The sequence below is a fragment of the Lentimicrobium sp. S6 genome, from assembly GCF_013166635.1.
Classification (GTDB): domain Bacteria; phylum Bacteroidota; class Bacteroidia; order Bacteroidales; family UBA12170; genus UBA12170.
Genome location: NZ_JABKBZ010000007.1, coordinates 56,735 through 75,494, shown reverse-complemented (window position 1 = coordinate 75,494; position 18,760 = coordinate 56,735). Strand labels below are relative to the sequence as shown.

Annotated in this window: 13 protein-coding genes; 8 read left to right on the top strand and 5 right to left on the bottom strand. The window is 34.8% G+C overall.

What is annotated here, in order from left to right; genetic code table 11:
* Window positions 1-6: 6 nt before the first annotated feature.
* Genes mreD through purH form a run of 4 tightly spaced genes read right to left on the bottom strand, consistent with a single transcriptional unit; the run spans window position 7 to window position 3,973 of the window.
* Complete coding sequence (gene mreD / locus HNS40_RS04590; protein WP_172278142.1) at window positions 7-504, bottom strand: rod shape-determining protein MreD; 498 nt, start codon at window positions 502-504, stop codon at window positions 7-9.
* Window positions 504-1,388: a rod shape-determining protein MreC gene (gene mreC, locus HNS40_RS04585; protein WP_172278140.1), complete on the bottom strand. Its 885-nt coding sequence runs from the start codon at window positions 1,386-1,388 to the stop codon at window positions 504-506. Before mreC ends, mreD begins: the two co-directional genes overlap by 1 nt.
* A 14-nt stretch (window positions 1,389-1,402) precedes the next feature.
* Window positions 1,403-2,425, bottom strand: coding sequence for a rod shape-determining protein (locus HNS40_RS04580; RefSeq protein ID WP_172278138.1), 1,023 nt, complete (start codon window positions 2,423-2,425; stop codon window positions 1,403-1,405).
* Between the two features lie 15 nt (window positions 2,426-2,440).
* Complete coding sequence (gene purH / locus HNS40_RS04575; protein ID WP_172278199.1) at window positions 2,441-3,973, bottom strand: bifunctional phosphoribosylaminoimidazolecarboxamide formyltransferase/IMP cyclohydrolase; 1,533 nt, start codon at window positions 3,971-3,973, stop codon at window positions 2,441-2,443.
* 407 nt (window positions 3,974-4,380) lie between these two features.
* Between purH and htpG the strand changes: the two genes are divergently transcribed.
* The 6 genes from htpG (at window position 4,381) to HNS40_RS04545 (ending at window position 11,104) form a co-directional block, all read left to right on the top strand.
* On the top strand, window positions 4,381-6,288 hold the full coding sequence (gene htpG / locus HNS40_RS04570; protein WP_172278136.1) for a molecular chaperone HtpG: 1,908 nt from the start codon (window positions 4,381-4,383) through the stop codon (window positions 6,286-6,288).
* A gap of 82 nt (window positions 6,289-6,370) precedes the next feature.
* On the top strand, window positions 6,371-6,961 hold the full coding sequence (locus tag HNS40_RS04565; protein ID WP_172278134.1) for a LemA family protein: 591 nt from the start codon (window positions 6,371-6,373) through the stop codon (window positions 6,959-6,961).
* A 12-nt stretch (window positions 6,962-6,973) separates the two neighbouring features.
* Entirely contained in the window at window positions 6,974-7,411 is a 438-nt protein-coding gene (locus HNS40_RS04560) for a TPM domain-containing protein (protein WP_172278132.1), read from the top strand.
* Between the two features lie 13 nt (window positions 7,412-7,424).
* Window positions 7,425-8,219 (top strand): YgcG family protein, encoded by a 795-nt coding sequence (locus HNS40_RS04555; protein WP_216663597.1) that lies wholly within the window; start codon window positions 7,425-7,427, stop codon window positions 8,217-8,219.
* A 167-nt stretch (window positions 8,220-8,386) separates the two neighbouring features.
* Entirely contained in the window at window positions 8,387-10,150 is a 1,764-nt protein-coding gene (locus HNS40_RS04550; protein ID WP_172278130.1) for an ATP-binding protein, read from the top strand.
* Between the two features lie 63 nt (window positions 10,151-10,213).
* Window positions 10,214-11,104: an SPOR domain-containing protein gene (locus HNS40_RS04545; RefSeq protein ID WP_172278128.1), complete on the top strand. Its 891-nt coding sequence runs from the start codon at window positions 10,214-10,216 to the stop codon at window positions 11,102-11,104.
* On the opposite strand, the gene HNS40_RS04540 is transcribed toward HNS40_RS04545, so the two are convergent.
* The gene (locus tag HNS40_RS04540; protein ID WP_172278125.1) at window positions 11,093-17,263 is read right to left on the bottom strand and encodes a PKD domain-containing protein; all 6,171 of its coding nucleotides are present in this window, start codon (window positions 17,261-17,263) and stop codon (window positions 11,093-11,095) included. The two genes, HNS40_RS04545 and HNS40_RS04540, sit on opposite strands and share 12 nt — an antisense overlap.
* Window positions 17,264-17,533: 270 nt before the next feature.
* Here HNS40_RS04540 and rpsU point away from each other — a divergent pair, with 270 nt between their 5' ends.
* Window positions 17,534-17,725 (top strand): 30S ribosomal protein S21, encoded by a 192-nt coding sequence (rpsU, locus tag HNS40_RS04535; RefSeq protein ID WP_172278123.1) that lies wholly within the window; start codon window positions 17,534-17,536, stop codon window positions 17,723-17,725.
* A 136-nt stretch (window positions 17,726-17,861) separates the two neighbouring features.
* Window positions 17,862-18,755 (top strand): tyrosine-type recombinase/integrase, encoded by an 894-nt coding sequence (locus HNS40_RS04530; RefSeq protein ID WP_172278121.1) that lies wholly within the window; start codon window positions 17,862-17,864, stop codon window positions 18,753-18,755.
* Window positions 18,756-18,760: the final 5 nt, after the last annotated feature.

Sequence of the window (18,760 nt, the reverse complement as noted above, 5' to 3'; positions counted from 1 at the left end):
TTGAAATTATTGTTGTTTTTTATAAATAACTAGTTGTGATAAAAATATGGCAATAAAAGTAGCAAAACTACTGAGAATAATGCGATAAAAAGTATCTAAAAAATGGCTAAATCGAAAAACTTCTAAAATAAAGTAGAAAACATGGTGAATGAGAATAAGAACGATTGAGTAGCTGATGAACCAGCGAAAGCCTATATGACTTAAGCTATTACGTTTTCCTTCATCTACATCAGTAGTTTTGAAAGCGTATAATATATAGGGCTGTAAAAAGGCTATTAATACTGTTGAAGCAGCATTTAGCCCTGGGCTTTGTGAAAAAATATCAATACTGAATCCCAATAGGAAACCAGAAATTAATCGGAGCCATGCTGGAGTATTCGCCGGTAGTAGAATGATAAAAAGGACGTAGAAAGCAGGGTTGATATAACCAGAAAATTGAATATGATTAAAAACCAATACCTGAGATATTACCAGGGCAAAAAATATGAATATGCTTTTAAACATTATCTTTCATCCTCCAATGTTTTTTCTAATAAAATTTGCTCTTCATAGAACCTGTTTCGGATAATAGTAACATGTTTTAGGCTGCTAAACTTAGTAGATAGTTTCACGCTTATATAATAGGTATTATCGGATGTGTTTCGATGATAATCTTGAATAACTCCAAGCATGATCCCTTCGGGAAATATATGTGAATAACCACTTGTAATAATACTATCTCCAACTTTTATTGGAATATAGGTTTCAATACTATTGAATTGTGCAAGGTTTGGATTTTGACCATCCCATTGTAAAATTCCTAATTCATTATTGGTTTTTAGCTTAGAACTAATTCTAGTTTTGATATTTAATAAAGAAACTACGGTGCTGAAATCTTCTGATGCACTATAAACAATTCCAACTACACCATTAGGGCCTATGACTCCCATGTTTTCTCTCACCCCTTGTGCAAGCCCTTTATTAAGCATTAAATAATTTTTTTGCTTATGAATAGAATTGCTAATAGTTTTAGCGCCAATATATTCGAAAGCTAAAATATTGGTATCCTGAGGAAGGAATTTATTTTGAGTACTGTCCCACTTTATCAAACTGTCATTTACCGAAATAGTATCAAAAGCAATGAAGTCCCTATCTAGGAAAGATTGGTCCAATTGACTCCTAAGTCTTTTATTTTCTTCAACCAATTGCTCATTAGCTTCACCAAGATCGAAATAGTGAACTATACTTTGCCAACTACTAAAAGCTTCCCCACCCATTTGGTTGCTGGTATAGGAAAATACAGCAGATTGATGTCCATTAGAAACAACCATACTTAAGGCAATAAACTCAAGTATTAAGAACAAAAAGAAAGCGTAGTTTTTCCAGAGGAAATTAAGAAGATTCTGCATTAGGCCATCCTCTCTTATTTAATCAAGAATGTGAACTTATTAAAGTTTTTCAAAGCAATTCCAGTTCCACGAGCCACAGCCCTTAATGGATCTTCAGCTACATGAATAGGAAGCTTTGTTTTTTGGTGAATTCTAACATCTAATCCTCTTAACATAGATCCTCCACCAGCTAAGAATATACCTGTACTGAAAATATCTGCAGATAATTCAGGAGGTGTCATCTCTAAAGCATGAAGAATAGCAGATTCAATTTTAGAAATGGACTTATCTAAAGCATGAGCTATTTCAGAATAATTCACATAAATCTCCTTAGGAATTCCCGTTAGCATATCTCTACCATGAACGGCATAATCTTCAGGTGGGTTTTCAATCTCTGTAGAAGCAGCTCCTACATGGATTTTAATTTGCTCTGCAGTACGTTCTCCAATAGTGATATTATGTTGCTTACGCATATAGTCGATGATGTCCATATTGAAATCATCACCAGCTACTCGAATAGACTTGTTGTTTACAATTCCACCAAGTGCAATAACGGCAATTTCACTCGTTCCCCCCCCGATATCAATAATCATGTTTCCGGTAGGTTCCATCACATCAATTCCTATTCCAATAGCAGCAGCCATAGGCTCATGAATCAATTTCACTTCTTTGGCTCCTGCTTGTTCAGCGCTGTCTTTTACAGCGCGTTCTTCTACTGGTGTAATTCCAGAAGGAATGCAAATCACCATTTTTAAAGAAGGCTTGAACCATCTAGATGGAGCTTTTGTCATTTTGATCATTTCTTCGATCATATATTCTGCTGATTCAAAATCAGCAATTACACCATCTCGGAGCGGACGTATCGTTTTTATATTTTCATGAGTCTTACCATGCATCATTTGGGCTTTTTTACCCACTGCAATAATTCGACCTGTATTTCTTTCAATGGCAACTATGGAGGGCTCGTCAACTACTACCTTGTCATTATATATGATAATGGTATTGGCAGTTCCTAAGTCGATAGCCAACTCTTGTGTTAAGAATGAGAATATACCCATTATATCTTGAGTTTATTAATGTTTAAAATGTCTATTTCCTGTAAATAGCATACTCATATTGTTTTGATTACAATAATCAATGCTATCCTGATCTCGCACTGATCCACCAGGTTGAATCACCGCTTTAACACCTGATTGATTTGCTATCTCTACTGAGTCAGCAAACGGGAAAAAAGCATCTGAAGCCAATACAGATCCTTCTAAATCTAAATTGAAGGCTTCAGCTTTTATAATCGCTTGTTTTAAGGCATCAACTCTACTTGTTTGACCTGTTCCACTACCAATCAACTGTTTGTTCTTCACCAATACAATAGCATTTGATTTGGTATGTTTCACTATTAAGTTAGCAAATACCAAATCCTCAAGTTCTCTGATGCTTGGAGCCTGTTCTGTGATTACTTTCGTATCCTCTTTTGTCTCACTAACATCATCGGAACCTTGTACTAAAGTACCATTTAAAATTGATTTATAGATTTTTGTTGGAAAATCATAAGAATCAGCTTGTAAAATTATTCTATTTTTTTTGCTTTTCAGCACTTCTAATGCATTTTTTTCATAAGAAGGGGCAATTATTATTTCGAAAAATAGTTTATTGACAGCTTTAGCCGTTTCTTCATCCACTTCTTTATTACAAGCCAGCACACCACCAAAGGCCGAAATAGGGTCGCCAGCTAATGCTTTATTCCAGGCTTCAGATAAGCTTTTGTCGGAAGCCAATCCACAGGCATTGGTATGTTTTAGAATGGCAAAAGTTGGTTCGTCAAATTCTGATATTAATTTAATTGCTGCATCTAAGTCTACTAAGTTGTTGTAAGAGATGGCTTTACCATGGAGTTGAGAAAATACTTTTTCTAAATCACCATAAAACATGCCTTCTTGATGAGGATTCTCACCATAACGTAAAACAGCACCGTTTTTTTGTGATATTTTAAAAGAAGGAATTTCTTCAGTACCATTAAAATAATTAAAAATGGCGGTATCGTAATGAGAAGAAACATTAAAGGCTTGAGCTGCGAAATACTTACGATTCTCTATGCTAGAAGCTCCATTTTGTTTCTGAAGCATTTTAAGAAGCTCACCATATTGATCCTGAGAAGGAATAATAATAACATCTTTGAAATTCTTAGCAGCAGCACGAATTAAACTAATTCCGCCAATATCGATTTTCTCAATAATTTGACTTTCTTCGTCAGCTGTAGCCACTGTTTTTTCAAAAGGATAAAGATCGACTATTACTAAATCGATGGCTGGAATATTATACTTCTCCAATTCTGCTAAATCTTCGGCTAAATGACGACGATGTAAAATACCACCAAAAATATCGGGATGTAAAGTCTTCACTCTACCGCCAAAAATACCTGGGTAGTCGGTAATTGATTCAACAGTTTTTGCTTTAAAGCCTTGTTTTATAATGTGATCGTAAGTCCCGCCAGTAGAAATAATCTCTACATTTAATCGGTCTAGTTCTTCTAAGATTTCCTGTAATCCGTCTTTGTGAAATACAGATATGAGTGCGGTTTTTATAGTTTTCAATTCCTTAAATTTAATGTTCTACGGTGCCTCTGGCTGTCGTCGGCAAAGGTCTTAAAAAACATCCACTTGGCAATGAAAAAAGGTCAGCTTTTTAACTTGTGTTACTAACAATTTGTTAAGAGGGATTTTTAGTCTTTATAATTAAGAATTTAAGGGGTGGGGAGGCGTTTTATATGGCGTGTTTTCAATTGCAAAAAAACAAGAACTATTGAGAATGTTAAGAATTAACAAAAGGTCTGAAACCTAAGTCCAATTTTCTTTTCCCATTAAGTCCTGTCTCCCTTCATTTATTCAATCGACATACCAGCCATCCCCTCATTGTCCAATTTAATTAATTTCTTGCCAAAATGACAGAGAAAAAACAATGGTATCTTTTTTGTAAAATAGCCCTACAAAAGAAATAAACTAAAACATATAATATCATGCAAGAGGGAAAAATTAATGTACAGACGGAAAATATATTTCCTATCATTAAGAAGTTCTTATACTCAGATCACGAAATATTCCTAAGAGAATTGGTTTCCAACGCTGTGGATGCTACTCAGAAATTGAAAACACTAGCTTCAATGGGCAAAGTGAAAGATGAGCTGGGAGATCTAACTATTCAGGTTATAGCTGATAAAGAAGCCAAAACCCTTACTATTAGAGATAGAGGTATTGGTATGACAGCTGAGGAAATTGATAAATACATCAATCAAATTGCTTTTTCAGGTGCTGAAGAGTTTGTGAACAAGTTTAAAAATAAGAGTGAAGCAGAACAAAATGCTATTATCGGTCATTTTGGCTTAGGTTTCTATTCTTCTTTTATGGTTTCTGATAAAGTAGAAATCTTTTCTAAGACCTATAAAAAAGGAGGCTCAACAAAAGCTGTTCGTTGGGAATGCGACGGAAGTCCTAATTATACGATAGAGGAAACTGATAAAACAGAAAGAGGAACTGATATTGTTCTACATATTTCTGATGAAGAAAAAGAGTTTCTTGAAGAAAGCAAGATTTTAGAATTGCTTAATAAATACAGCAAATTTTTACCTGTGCCCATTCAGTTTGGTAAAGAAAAAAAACAAGAGAAGGTAGAAGGTGAAAAAGATAAAGATGGTAACGATGTCTATAAAGAAGTAGAAACTGATCGTATCATCAATAATAGTGACCCAATTTGGAAGAAAGCTCCTGCAGAATTAAAAGATGAAGAATACAAAAACTTCTATCATGAGCTTTATCCAATGAATTTTGAAGAACCTCTTTTCCATATTCATTTAAATGTGGACTATCCATTTAATCTAACAGGAGTTTTATACTTCCCTAAATTAAAAAAGAATCTAGAGGTTCAGAAAGACAAGATTCAATTATACAGTAATCAGGTTTTCGTTACTGATTCTGTTGAAGGAATAGTGCCTGAGTTCTTAACTTTATTACATGGTGTAATTGATTCTCCAGATATTCCATTGAATGTATCTCGTTCTTATTTGCAAAGTGATAGAAATGTGAAGAAAATTTCTAATCACATCACTAAGAAAGTAGCTGATAAGTTAGAGGAGATTTTTAAGAATAATCGAGAAGAGCTAGAGGCTAAATGGGACGATATCAAAGTATTCATTGAGTATGGTATGATTTCTGACGAGAAATTTAGCGAGAAAGCCATGAAGTTTGCTTTATTGAAAAATACTGATGGTAAACATTATACTTTCGAAGAATATAATACTCAAGTTAAAGAGACTCAAAAGGATAAGGATAATAAAGTAGTTTATCTGTATTCTACTGACAAAGATGAGCAGTATAGTTATATTCAGGCCGCTAAAGATCGTGGTTATGATGTTTTGGAAATGGATGGTGTTTTAGACAATCACTTCATTAATACATTAGAGCAAAAATTAACTGATGTTCAATTTAAAAGAGTAGATGCTGATACCATTGAAAAATTAATTGATAAAGACGAAAAGTTGCCATCTAAATTAGACGAGAAACAGCAGGAAGTATTAAAGCCTGTTATCGAGAAGAATATCGATAAAGCTAAATTTACTGTTGTTTTCGAATCTTTAAGCGAAACAGAATCTCCAATCATTATTACTCAGTCTGAGTTTATGCGTCGTATGAAGGATATGGAAAAACTTGGTGGCGGAGGAATGATGGGGTTGGGTGGATTCCCTGAAACATATAACCTTGTGGTGAACTCAAACCATCCTTTAGTAACGGAAGTATTAGAGGAAAAAGAAGAGGAGGTTCAGCAAGCCAAGGTGAAGCAAATGTACGATTTAGCTTTGCTTTCTCAAAGTCTACTGAAAGGTAAAGAGCTCGCTGATTTTATCAAACGAAGTTTTAGCCTGATTAAATAACATTAACAAAAAGGCTTGTCACTTCGACAAGCCTTTTTTGTATCTTTGAAATTGAAATATTGTAAATTAAAGAGATGATAAAATGAAGAAATCTTGGATAGTTATTATCGTTATTGTGCTGTTTGTTTTAATTGGTTTCAATTACGGAAAAGGAAAATATAATAGCATGGTTGTGGCTAACGAAACTGTTGACGCACAATGGGCACAAGTGGAAAATGTATATCAAAGAAGAGCCGATTTAATTCCGAATTTGGTAGCTACTGTAAAAGGTTATGCTGGTCATGAAAAAGAGACCTTAGAAGGTGTAGTACAAGCAAGAGCTAAAGCTACCTCTACTACAATTAATGCCAATAATATGAATCCAGCTGCTTTACAAAAATTCCAAGCAGCACAAGATGGATTGAGTTCTGCATTAAGTCGTTTAATGGTGGTTGTCGAAAAGTATCCCGACTTAAAAGCTAATCAGAACTTCTTGCAATTACAAGCTCAGTTAGAAGGAACGGAAAACAGAATTACAGTTGAGCGAAAACGATTCAATGAAACAGCTCGTGACTATAACTTGTCAGTTAAAATGTTCCCGAATAATTTGTTCGCTAATATGTTTGGATTTGAAAACAAAGCATACTTTGAGGCAAAACAAGGATCAGATGAGGCACCAAAAGTTGAATTTTAGAGTTAAATAAATATGCCAAAAGCAAAAGGATTTTTTAGTACAGCAGATGAGATGATGATTCTCAATGCTATTCGTCATGCGGAGAGTAATACTTCTGGTGAAATTAGAGTTCATGTGGAGGATCGTTGCAAAACTGATGTTCTAGATCGAGCTAGTCAGGTTTTCGATCTTTTAAAAATGCAGAAAACCAAACTTCGAAATGGAGTACTGTTTTATTTAGCCGTGAAGGATAAAAAGTTTGCCATTATTGGAGATGCAGGAATTAATGCTAAAGTTGCAGATGATTTTTGGGACGAAATTAAGGTTATGCTTTTGCAAAATTTTAAAAAAGGTGAATTTGCTAAGGGTATATCAGATGGGATTGTGAAGGCAGGAGATCAATTAAAGGTCCACTTTGAATATATGGATGATGATGTGAATGAATTGCCAGATGATATTTCCTATGCTTAAAAAAACAAAAATCATGAAGAAACACATAACTCTAATTATCAATCTGTTTTTTGGATTTCTATTTGCTCTGTCAGCTCAAATACCTGAAAGACCGTCTCCTCCAAGATTGGTAAACGATTTTGCCCATATTTTGACATCCGCAGAGATTAATAATTTGGAGAGAAAATTGGTAAATTATAATGATACCACTTCAACTCAAATTGCAGTGGTTACGGTATCAGATATAGCAGGAATGGATGTGGCTCAATTTGGAACAGAAACTGCACATAAATGGGAAATTGGACAAAAAGGAAAAGATAATGGTGTCCTGTTATTAATAAAAGCGAAAACTGTAAAGTCTCGTGGCCAAGCAAATATTGCAGTTGGTTATGGTTTAGAAGAGTTTATTCCTGATGCTACGGCTAAGAATATCATTGAATACGAAATGCTTCCTTTCTTCAAGGAAGGAAGGATGTACGATGGAATTGATGCGGCAACAAGCAGTATGATGTCTTTATTATCAGGTGAGTTTTCTGCTGATCAATATAATCAAAGAGGTGCGGATGCTGGTGATGCGGTTGGAATTATCGTATTCTTATTCATTATCGGAATATTTATGTTTGCTGGAAGGGCAAGAGGATCACAGCATGGTCTTTCTTCTCGTGCCTCAGGATTTCCTTGGTGGATATTCTTATTCTCAGGTGGAGGTAGAAGCAGTGGGAGTGGTTGGAGTGATTTTAGTGGCGGTAGTGGAAGTTTTGGTGGTGGTGGCTTTGGTGGCTTCGGTGGTGGTGGCTTTGGTGGTGGTGGTGCCAGTGGTAGTTGGTAAAGCTCATTAAAGAATTTATATGCACAAATGATCAATTGATTGCTTGGGTGTTTTTTTAAGCGGAATAGGATTTTGTGAAAGGCTCTATCTTTAAAAATAGTATTCAGAATTCATCATTTGTTATCTAAAGCAAATTATACTATCTTTAGTTCTCCAAAAATGCACTAATGAGAACTTACCAAAGAGGATTCGAACAAAACTCTATAATCACTATAGTCACCTTTATACTTCTGTATATAATGGTGTTTTTTGCTTTAGATTCTCCTCTGAATCATTTGCTATTTGCTTGGCCATCTATAATCATCTATTTGGTGATTATGGGAGGGCGCTTTTGGATGTTATTCAATGGGCAGAAAACCACAGAAGATTATAAAATTACTCAAGTTCTGATATATGCTGGTGCCATATTTTGGTCCATGAATTATGGTTTGGGTTTGATAATGCAACCAAGTATTCAAGAAAACCTATTAATCATCATCTTTCTCATGGGAATTGGAGCCGCTGGAGCTATTGGATTATCAAAAGATAGTAAACTGACAGTAGGCTTTCTTTTGAGTTTGTTTGTGCCTTCTGCTATTTTTTCCTTCATATATTTGGACAAGTTGAATCTGTTTATTGGACTCGCATTTGCGATGTATTGTGTTTACTTAATGTTTTATTCCAATAAATATTATAGAATTTCTCAGGAAAATATAGCAGGTAAATTAGAACTTGAACATCAAAATGAAGCTCTGGAGGATCATCAAAAACTATTAACTATACAAAATCAACAATTAGAAGAAACCTTAAGTAAGGCAAAAATGGCAGATAAGGCCAAAAGCCTTTTTCTAGCCAATATGAGCCATGAAATACGAACACCTTTGAATGGGATTATTGGGATGAGTCATTTGTTGAAACAGACTGAAATGAATGGAGATCAATATAAAAAAGTATCTATCATTGAATTCTCAGCCGAAACACTAGTTTCTTTAGTGAATGATATCTTAGATTTTTCTAAGATTGAAGCAGGAAAGTTAGAGCTAGATTTAGATCATTTTAATCTCCATGAAGTCATCAATAATACTTGCGAATTATTTGTTGAGAAAAGTAAAGAAAAGAAATTGGAATTCCGCTGTGAAATATCACCCGATGTTCCTGTTTTTGTTTACAGTGATGAGATCCGGATTAAGCAAATTCTAATAAATCTAATTAATAATGCCATAAAATTTACCAGTGCAGGAGGAATAGATATTCACATTAACGTTGAAAATAAAACAGAGAAGGGTTTGTTTTTAAAATTTGAAGTTATTGATTCTGGTATTGGGATTAGCAAAGAAAATCAGGAGAAGTTGTTTTCTGCATTTACACAAAGTGATGCATCATTCACGAGAAAATTTGGTGGGACAGGTTTGGGTTTGGCTATTTCAAAAAAACTGTCATCATTACTTGGAGGGAATATTGGTTTAGAAAGTGAATTGGGAAAGGGTTCTAATTTTTGGTTTACGGTTTCTGTTGAGGAAGGAAAGGAGAAAATACTGCAACAGGATGTCGCTGAAGTAGGAATAAGAGAAAGCTTGCAAATTTTATTATCAGAAGATAATAAGATTAATGTTCTTGTGGCAAAGCAGATGATTGAAAATGCAGGTCATAGAGTGGTAGTGGCTAATAATGGAATGGAAGCGGTGGAATGTTTTCAACAACAGGAATTCGATCTAATATTAATGGATATCATGATGCCAGAAATGGATGGCTTAGAGGCCACTTGGATTATACGACAAATGGAAAGAGAAAAGAACACCCCCAATATTCCTATCATTGCTTTAACCGCAAATGTGGTTCAAGAAGACCAAGAAAAATATATATCCGCAGGAATGAATGATTTTATAAGTAAGCCCATCCATCCTCAAATTCTGCTTGAAAAAATAGAAAAGTTATTTCAAGATTCAGAATAATTCTATGAATTCATATGTAAATTCTATAGGTTTTGTAGTTTTACACTTATTTATACGATGTACATGAAAAAAATATTTTCTCTATTTATTGTTTTATTACTTTTTGCCATTGGTGTTTTGGGTCAGAATAAATCCATCCCTGAAGATTTTTGTATTACCCAAAAAGAGTATCAATTATACGAACTCATCAATCAATATCGTGCTAAACTGATGCTTGAACCCATTACCTTAAGTAATTCTTTATGTTTTGTGGCTAAAACCCACGCCAAAGATTTGTCTCAAAACTATCCGATTGGAGAGGATTGTAATATGCATTCTTGGTCAGCAAATAGTGATTGGAAATCATTCTGTTTTCCTGCCGATCAGAATAGGAAAAACGATATTAAGGATAAAGCTAAAGAATTAACTTCTTATCCTGGTAAGGCTTGGGAGATTACTTATTGGGATAACCAAGAATTAAATTTGGATAATGTGGTAGAGTTTTGGACCAGTATAGAATATACCGCAGCCATGCTCAGTAATACCGAAAAATGGAAAGATAAGGTTTGGAGGAGTATTGGTCTCGGTATCTATGATGGTTATGTTTTGCTTTGGTTGGGAGAAAAGGAGGATGTTGAATTAAATACCATCGTCTGCGAAACTGGAGAAAGAATAATGAATAAATCCATCCCAAATGAATTGATTGTGCCGGTAGCTAGTCAAATGAGTTCATCAAGTAACACTGTAAAGGCAAAGCACTATTATATTATTATAGGTAGTTATAAAAAAAAGGCAGATGCACAAGCGGCCATTGATAGTTATCATCAGATGGGTTATCCCAATGCACAGTTAATTGAAGAGCAAGGAAGAGTTAGGGTTGCTATCGATAAACTAGAATCCGAAGTAGATGCAAATGAATCTTTAGCAAAGTATCGTAATAAATTCCAAGGGGCTTGGGTTTTTTTAAAGCAGTAAAGTTACGGAACCTTTCATTACTTTGTGGTTGCCATTTAAATCCTTAACCCTAATTATCCAAGCATAACTGCCAATATCGGCAGGTGTGCCATCTTGCATTTTTCCATCCCAATGGTGGAAATAATCTTGACTATGGAAGAAAAGCTTTCCCCATCTATTATAAATTTTTAAGTCGTATGATTCCATTTCGAAATATTTTCCAATAGGTCCAAAGGTCTCGTTTATTCCATTTCCGTTTGGTGAAAATCCAGAAGGTACATACAAGTTATAAACTGGGAATACATAAAAGAATTTCTCCATGGTATCTTGGCAACCATAATCATTCATGGTAATAAGCTTTAGGCTATAATACCCCGTGTCGTATATGCTATCGCCAATATGAGGTTCGTATGTGTTTTCCCATACAATTGTATCTGATAATAGCCATCTAATATATGGGTCTTCGTTAACTAAATTGGTGACCTCAATCTCTGATGAATTACTAACACTTATTTCTTCAGGATCTAATAGGAAATCAGCATCTATAATAGGATTGATGAGGAGGTAGTCCTCTAGCTCTAAAATGCTTTTACAAAAATGGTCTGAAATATTTTCTAATTTCACATTATATATACCCTCCTCATAAATATGATAAACAGTATCTCTATTGGTTGTATTTATCGCACCATCTCCGAATATCCATAGACGTTCTGCAATTGTGCCGGTATTAATATAACTGGTGTCGATAAATTGAATCTTTGCTTCTCCACAATGGATAGTACTATCTGCAAAAAAACCTATTTTAGGTTTTGGATGAATAGTGGTGTTGAGCAGTAAACTATCGCTACAATTGTTATTAGCAGTCATTTTTAACTGAACATTGTAGGGACCATCTTCATTATACAAATAAGAAAAAGTATTTGCTCCTGGAGAATATTGGTAAATTGAATCTACACCATTTCCTAAGTTCCAGCTTACCCATTCAAATTCTGCATTATTGATACTTGATTCATTTTGAAATTCTGAAATTTGACCATAACATACTTCATTTACGCTAAAGCTGACTTGGGGGCTTGCTAAAATTTCAACTTCTTTTTCAGAACTGTCTTTAATAATCAAATCTTCAATCTGATATTTGATTAATAATTTTGTTTGATAGTTTCCAGGATATTGGTATTGATAATAGATAGTATCTTGTTCTACAGGGATATTTTGCATACTACCATCCCCAAAATATATTGCTTTACTTGTGATAGAATAATCTGAATTGGTATAGGTGCTATCAATAAAAACAGCTGGAGTATTTTGACAAATCCAGTTGGTGTCATTATAATAATGTACCAAGACACAAGGGTAATGATTGATTTCTTGCATACTTATGTCTGAGCAGCCATTTATGTCTTGAATATATAAGCTGCTGTGATAAGCTCCATATAGAGGAGGGTAATGGTGGAAATGGTCTGGGGAATTAGGGCTATGTATTTCTAGATGTTCTCCATCTCCATAGTTCCATTTCCAGTAAGTTAGGGGGGTGTCTGCAGCAATACTTTCATCAGTAAAGATGCTGCTGTCATTACAATAGCTTTCTGTGAATTGGTATGATGAAATAGGGTTTTCCCATATTTTAACTTGTTTTCTGACTTCGTCAATACAACCATTTATATTCGTGGCTTGTAGAGTCACTTCAAATTCTCCAGGATTTATAAATTTATGAAGCGTTTTATTATTTGTGCTAATCAGTTGAGGGCTTCCATCTTGAAATTCCCAAGTATAATAAGAAATACTATCTTCATCAGGTTTAATAATAAAGGTGGATAGTTCTGTAGTATCACCAAAACAAACGGTATCAGCCTGAAATCCTATTTGTAATTCAGGCTTAATAAAAATATTTTTTGTAATAGAATCTCTACATCCTCTTTCGTCTTTTATCAATAAGCTCACATCATAATAGTATCCAATATCCAAAAACACAAAATATGTTTCTGGATCGAAAGAAATATGACCATCAGGGAAATTCCACTTTAAATAATTTATATTGTTCTCGTTGGAGTAAGAGCTGTCACAGAAATATACTAATCCTTCAGTACATGCGGTATCACTGCTAATGAAATTGGCAACTGGTGGCTCCCAAACCCAGGCTGTTTTAGTAATAGTATCACTACAACCGGCATCGTTACCAGCAATTAATTGAATCTCATAATAACCAGGATTATTATATAAATGATTTGGATTTTGTTCAGTACTAGTTTCTGTGTCTCCAAAATTCCAAATCCAGAAATCAATAGCTGATTGAGGTTGAGAAAGATCTGTAAAACTAGTTGGGGTATTAAAACAGACGGTGTCAGATCTAAAATTAGTGATAGGAGCGTTGTAAACTGGAACCATATGGCTTTTATTGTTCGTACAGTTATTGGTATCGATAATACTTAGGTTTACTATAAATTCTCCGTCAGTTGTGTATTCATGAGTAGGGTTTGAGTAATTACTCGACAGGCCATCTCCAAAATCATAATCCCAAATACTTATTGCCCCCATATTTATGAAATCGGAGTCGTTGAACTCTGTGGGGGTGCCGAGACATGCCTCAGTATAGGAAAAGTCTACTTCTGGATTTTCATAAATTTGAATGGGTATTTGAATGGTGTTTGAACATCCAATAGAGTTCATGACGCTGAGTGTGACATTATGATTTCCTGCAATTGAGTAAATATGAAAAGGGTTTGGTTCTTCAGAGTAATTGCCATCACCAAAACTCCAATTCCAAGAAGCAATATTTCCTTCTATAGCTTCACTGTTATCTGAAAAATGAATAGTAGTGTTTTCACAAGCTCCTCCATTGGTGTAGGAGAAAGAGAAATCGCTAATCGGGTTGTTTTTTACCCAAACACTATGCGTGACTTGATCAATACAAGAGTTTTCATTTTCCACCAGCAGTGTTACAGTGTAGAGGCCAGCTTGTGTGTATAAATGTGTAGGGCTGGAGACGGAACTAATATTACCATCTCCAAAATCCCATTCCCAAGTAGTTATTCCTACATCTGAGGAGGATAAATCATTAAAATTGGTGTAGGCACCGAAGCAAATGGTATCAAAACTAAACTCAGATATTGGATTTTCGTAGACAGGCACGATGTGGTCGATGGCGTTCTGGCAACCATTAATATCGGTAATAGAAAAAATCACATTAAAATCTCCACTAGTAGAATAGGAGTGCGACGGGTCGGATTGGTTAGAGAAGTTTCCATCCCCAAAATCATATGCCCAAACACTAGTATTTTCTACATCGATAAAGTCGCTATCTGTGAATAGGGTCGACGACCCTAAGCAGGCTGGGGTAAAACTAAAATCAATTTCAGGTGCTAAATTGATAATGATTTGTTTTTGGATAACATGGATGCATGAGGCAGAATTGGTTACTGTTAAAGTTACGTTATAAGTGCCAGGGCTATCGTATTCGTGAATTGGGTTTGTTACCGTTGAAAAATTTGAATCACCAAAATTCCAATACCAATTTGTAATATCATAACTCAGACTAGTGCTTAGGTCGGTAAAACTAATATCACCCCCAGGACAAAAGGTGCCATTTAAGGCTTCGTAGTTGAAATTGGCGTGTGGACTGGGAAGTACTTCTACTGGTTTCGAAATACTATTGGTACAACCTTCGGATGTTCCAACTTCTAAACTTACGTTATAGTTAATCACACTAGTTGGAGGATAAATATAACTAGGGTTCTGGTTTGATGAAGAACCACCATCGCCAAAACTCCAAGACCATTGATTGATAGGTGTGGACTGGCTGATAATGGTTGATAAATCAGTAAAATGTGTTGGGTTAGATTGGCAAGATAAATCATAGCTAAAGTCAGCAACAGGAACTTCAAATACATTTAGTGAGTGAGAGACTGAGTTACTGCACCCGTATATGTCAAAGACTTCTAGATGAACGAAATACTCTCCAGTTGAGGTGTAGGTGTGAGAAGGATCTGAGCTGTTTCCGGTGTTGCCATCCCCAAATTCATATGACCACGAATTTATTTCTGATGAATTACTATAATCACTATCAATAAAGTCTGTTGTAGACCCTAGACATACTTCGGTAAAGGAGAAGTCAACTTCAGGACTGCCAATTATTTCAATAGTTTGAATACTGTTTGAATAGCATCCTCCAGAATTCCCCACCCTTAACTCCACTGAATAGGTACCGGAATTTGTATAGGTATAGTTAGGATTCTGTTGGTTTGAGTTGTCTCCATTACCAAAAAACCAATTCCAAGTCTCGATATTTCCTTGGGAGCTTGTACTTTCATCAATAAATTGTATTTCGGAAAATTGACAAGGGGCACCATTGTTAAATTGATAACTAAATTCCGTCTGAGGTGATTCTAAAATCTCAACTGTTTTTGATAAAGAGCTACTGCATCCCGCTGTTGTTTCAACTGTCAGAGTAACATTAAAATAGTTATTGTTCTGAATTGAGTAAGTATGACTTGGATTTTCTTCGATTGAGGTATTTCCATCCCCAAAATCCCAATACCAAGAATTTACTGGCGTATAAGAACTAGGACAATAAGATAAATTGTTAAATAAAGTTGTTTTTCCCTCGCAGACGGTATTGTTAGAAAAGTTAGCTATTGGATTATGAAATACTTTAACACTTCTAGTAATACTATTAGAACAGCCATTTTCATCTGTTATGCTAAATGTGACATTATAGTCGCCAGGGGCATCGTAAACATGACTAGGATTAGATTGTGATGAGGTATTATTGTCGCCAAACTCATAGAACCAAGAGGTGGTAGTTTCCATATTAATATGATCACTATCATTGAAAAAGGTAGCTTGGTTCTCACAATCTTCAGTAAAAGAAAAGTATATATTAGGAGGCTCATATATTGAAATGCTTTGACTTATAGAATGGGAGCATGCATTTTCATTCTCTATCGTCAAGGTTACCGTATAAATTCCTCCAGTGAAATAAGTATATGTTGGGTTTTGGATATTTGAAATATTTCCATCTCCAAAATCCCAATTCCAAGTCACGGTGTTTTCAAATAAAGACTCATCGGTAAATTGGATTTCAGATTCTCCACACTCTACTCCGTTATCAAAAGAGTATGAAAAGTTTGCAGTGGGGATTTCGGTAACGGTAACCGATTTAGTGATATTGTCAATACAGCCTCCATTATCAATGGTAAGGGTTACTTCAAACACTCCGCTATAGGAATAGATATGTTCGGGGTTTTGTTCTGTTGATGAATGTCCATCTCCAAAATCCCAACTCCAGCTAATTTCTGAATTAGAAGTGGATAAATCAGTAAATTGAGTAGCTTGTTGAGCGCAAGCGCTTGTAAAACTATAATCGGCTACTGCGCTTTCGCTCACATCAACAAATATAGAAGTAGGGTTACTGCTTCCTTCAGAGGTGGAGACATGAAGTGTGTAGGTGCCAATATGGTCTTCAGTAGCATTTGTGATTATAGGGTTTTGCTCGGTGGAAATGTAATCATTAGGGCCTAACCAAGTATAAGAGCCTCCATCGGGAGAAGCATACAATTCGATGGTATTCCCTTCACAAACTGGGCTATTACTGGAGGGGTTAATAATCATATCAGAACATGCTGTTTCACCAGCCCCATCAGATTTTTCAATAGTAACTGTGCATGGGTCTTGAGAGTAATTCATGACTACTAGAATATAATAATCTCCAACATTCATATTTTCCGAAGGAATATTGCAGTATTCGTTCCAAGTGTAACTATAGGAACAGTCCACTTCATTAATAGATGCTAATTGATCAGTACAAGCTCCATAGGGGCTGTCAAAAGGTCCCCAGCAGATAAAATCAACATCTTCTTCATCAGGGTTGTATATATTGAGTTCAATATCGCCGACCTGTTCAATTTGCATGTGAAACCAAGCAGGATTTCTCTGTTGATTTAAACAAGCATAGTCTGGACCAATTTCTGCATCGTCAAAATCAAGTCCCCCAGGATAGGTAACTGTCTGGTATGTACATATTAACCAAGATTCGATACAATTAAAGTTTTGCCCAAATGAATTTACATTCAAAAACATAATCATATAAAAAACACAAGCCAGTCTAGAAAGACTGACGCCAGTAGTAAATTGTAAAATGCTTTTGTTTTTGTAAATAGGAGCAAGGCTACCATTTTGAAACATAATTCTTCCTTAAAAATAATATAAATATTTCTTGGAATGTTGGTATTTGTGTGGGTCAAAGATATTAATTATTTAGTATTAATAGTACCTTGAGCCTATTAAAATCTTAAAACCTTGAGTTTGAAAATGATACTTATTTTTTAAAATAATATTGCTAAATAAATAAAATAAACTATTTTTGTGCCCCGAAACTAGCCGCATTTTTATTAAAATGCTGATGTGCAGTTCGTTATTTAATAATTAATTTAAAAGAAAGAGAGCGTATTTAGTATGATTATTGTTCCGGTAAAGGAAGGCGAAAATATTGATAGAGCCTTAAAGAAGTTAAAGAGAAAGTTCGAGAGAACTGGAGTTGTTAAAGAATTAAGAGCTCGTAAAACCTATATCAAGCCTACCGTAAGAAAACGTGAGCAAAAACTCAAGGCTATTTATGTACAGCATTTACAAGCTCAAGAAGAGTAGTAAATTGTCTGTAATTTAAACAAAAGACTGTTTCATTTAAATGAAACAGTCTTTTTTTATGTTTTCATTAAGATATTTTAAGAGATAGAGGAGTCTAAATTGTGTAATTTAGCCTTACGTATTAAGAAAAGGTGTTATGAACGATCCCTTATGTGGTTTTATGAGTTATTTAGAGTATGAGAAGCGTTATAGTTTGCATACATGCTCAGCCTACAAAGTTGATCTTGAGCAGTTCCTTGATTTTGTGAATAATGATTTTGGAGTTGAAGAGATGAATGCTATTTCTGATCAAATGATAAGAAGCTGGTTAGCTAGTTTAATGGATGAAGGTTTAACCGCCAGATCAATCAACAGAAAAACAAGCTCAGTGAAATCATTTTTTAAGTATTTATCTAGACAAGAAATAATAAAGAAAAATCCTAGTTTGAAAATACAAGGGCCCAAACAAAAAAAACGACTTCCTATCTTTATAGAGGAGTCTAAAATGGAATTGGTCACGGATATGGAAGTGGATGAATCGTCATATGTTGAGTATAGAGATAAGCTGATTGTTGATTTATTTTACTCCACTGGTATTAGGCGAGCGGAATTAATTGGATTAACATTGAATCAAATAGATTTGAGTTTGGGGCAAATAAAGGTCTTGGGAAAAAGAAATAAAGAGAGGATTTTGCCTCTATTGCCCCATTTATTGACAAGTTTAAAAAAGTACATAGCCTTAAGAGAAAAGCATTTTATTGTAGAATCAAAAACAGAGGGGTTATTTCTTACAGAAAAAGGCAAAAAGATGTATCCAAAGCTTGTTTATAGAATAGTTAATACCTATCTTAGCACAGTAAGTACACAGGATAAAAAAAGTCCTCATGTATTAAGGCATACATTTGCAACGCACATGTTGAATAATGGCGCGGATCTAAATGCAGTTAAAGAATTATTAGGTCATGCTAGTTTGGCAGCAACACAAGTGTATACTCATAATACTATAGAAAAATTAAAAAAGGTTTATCAACAAGCTCACCCAAAAGCTTAAAAAAG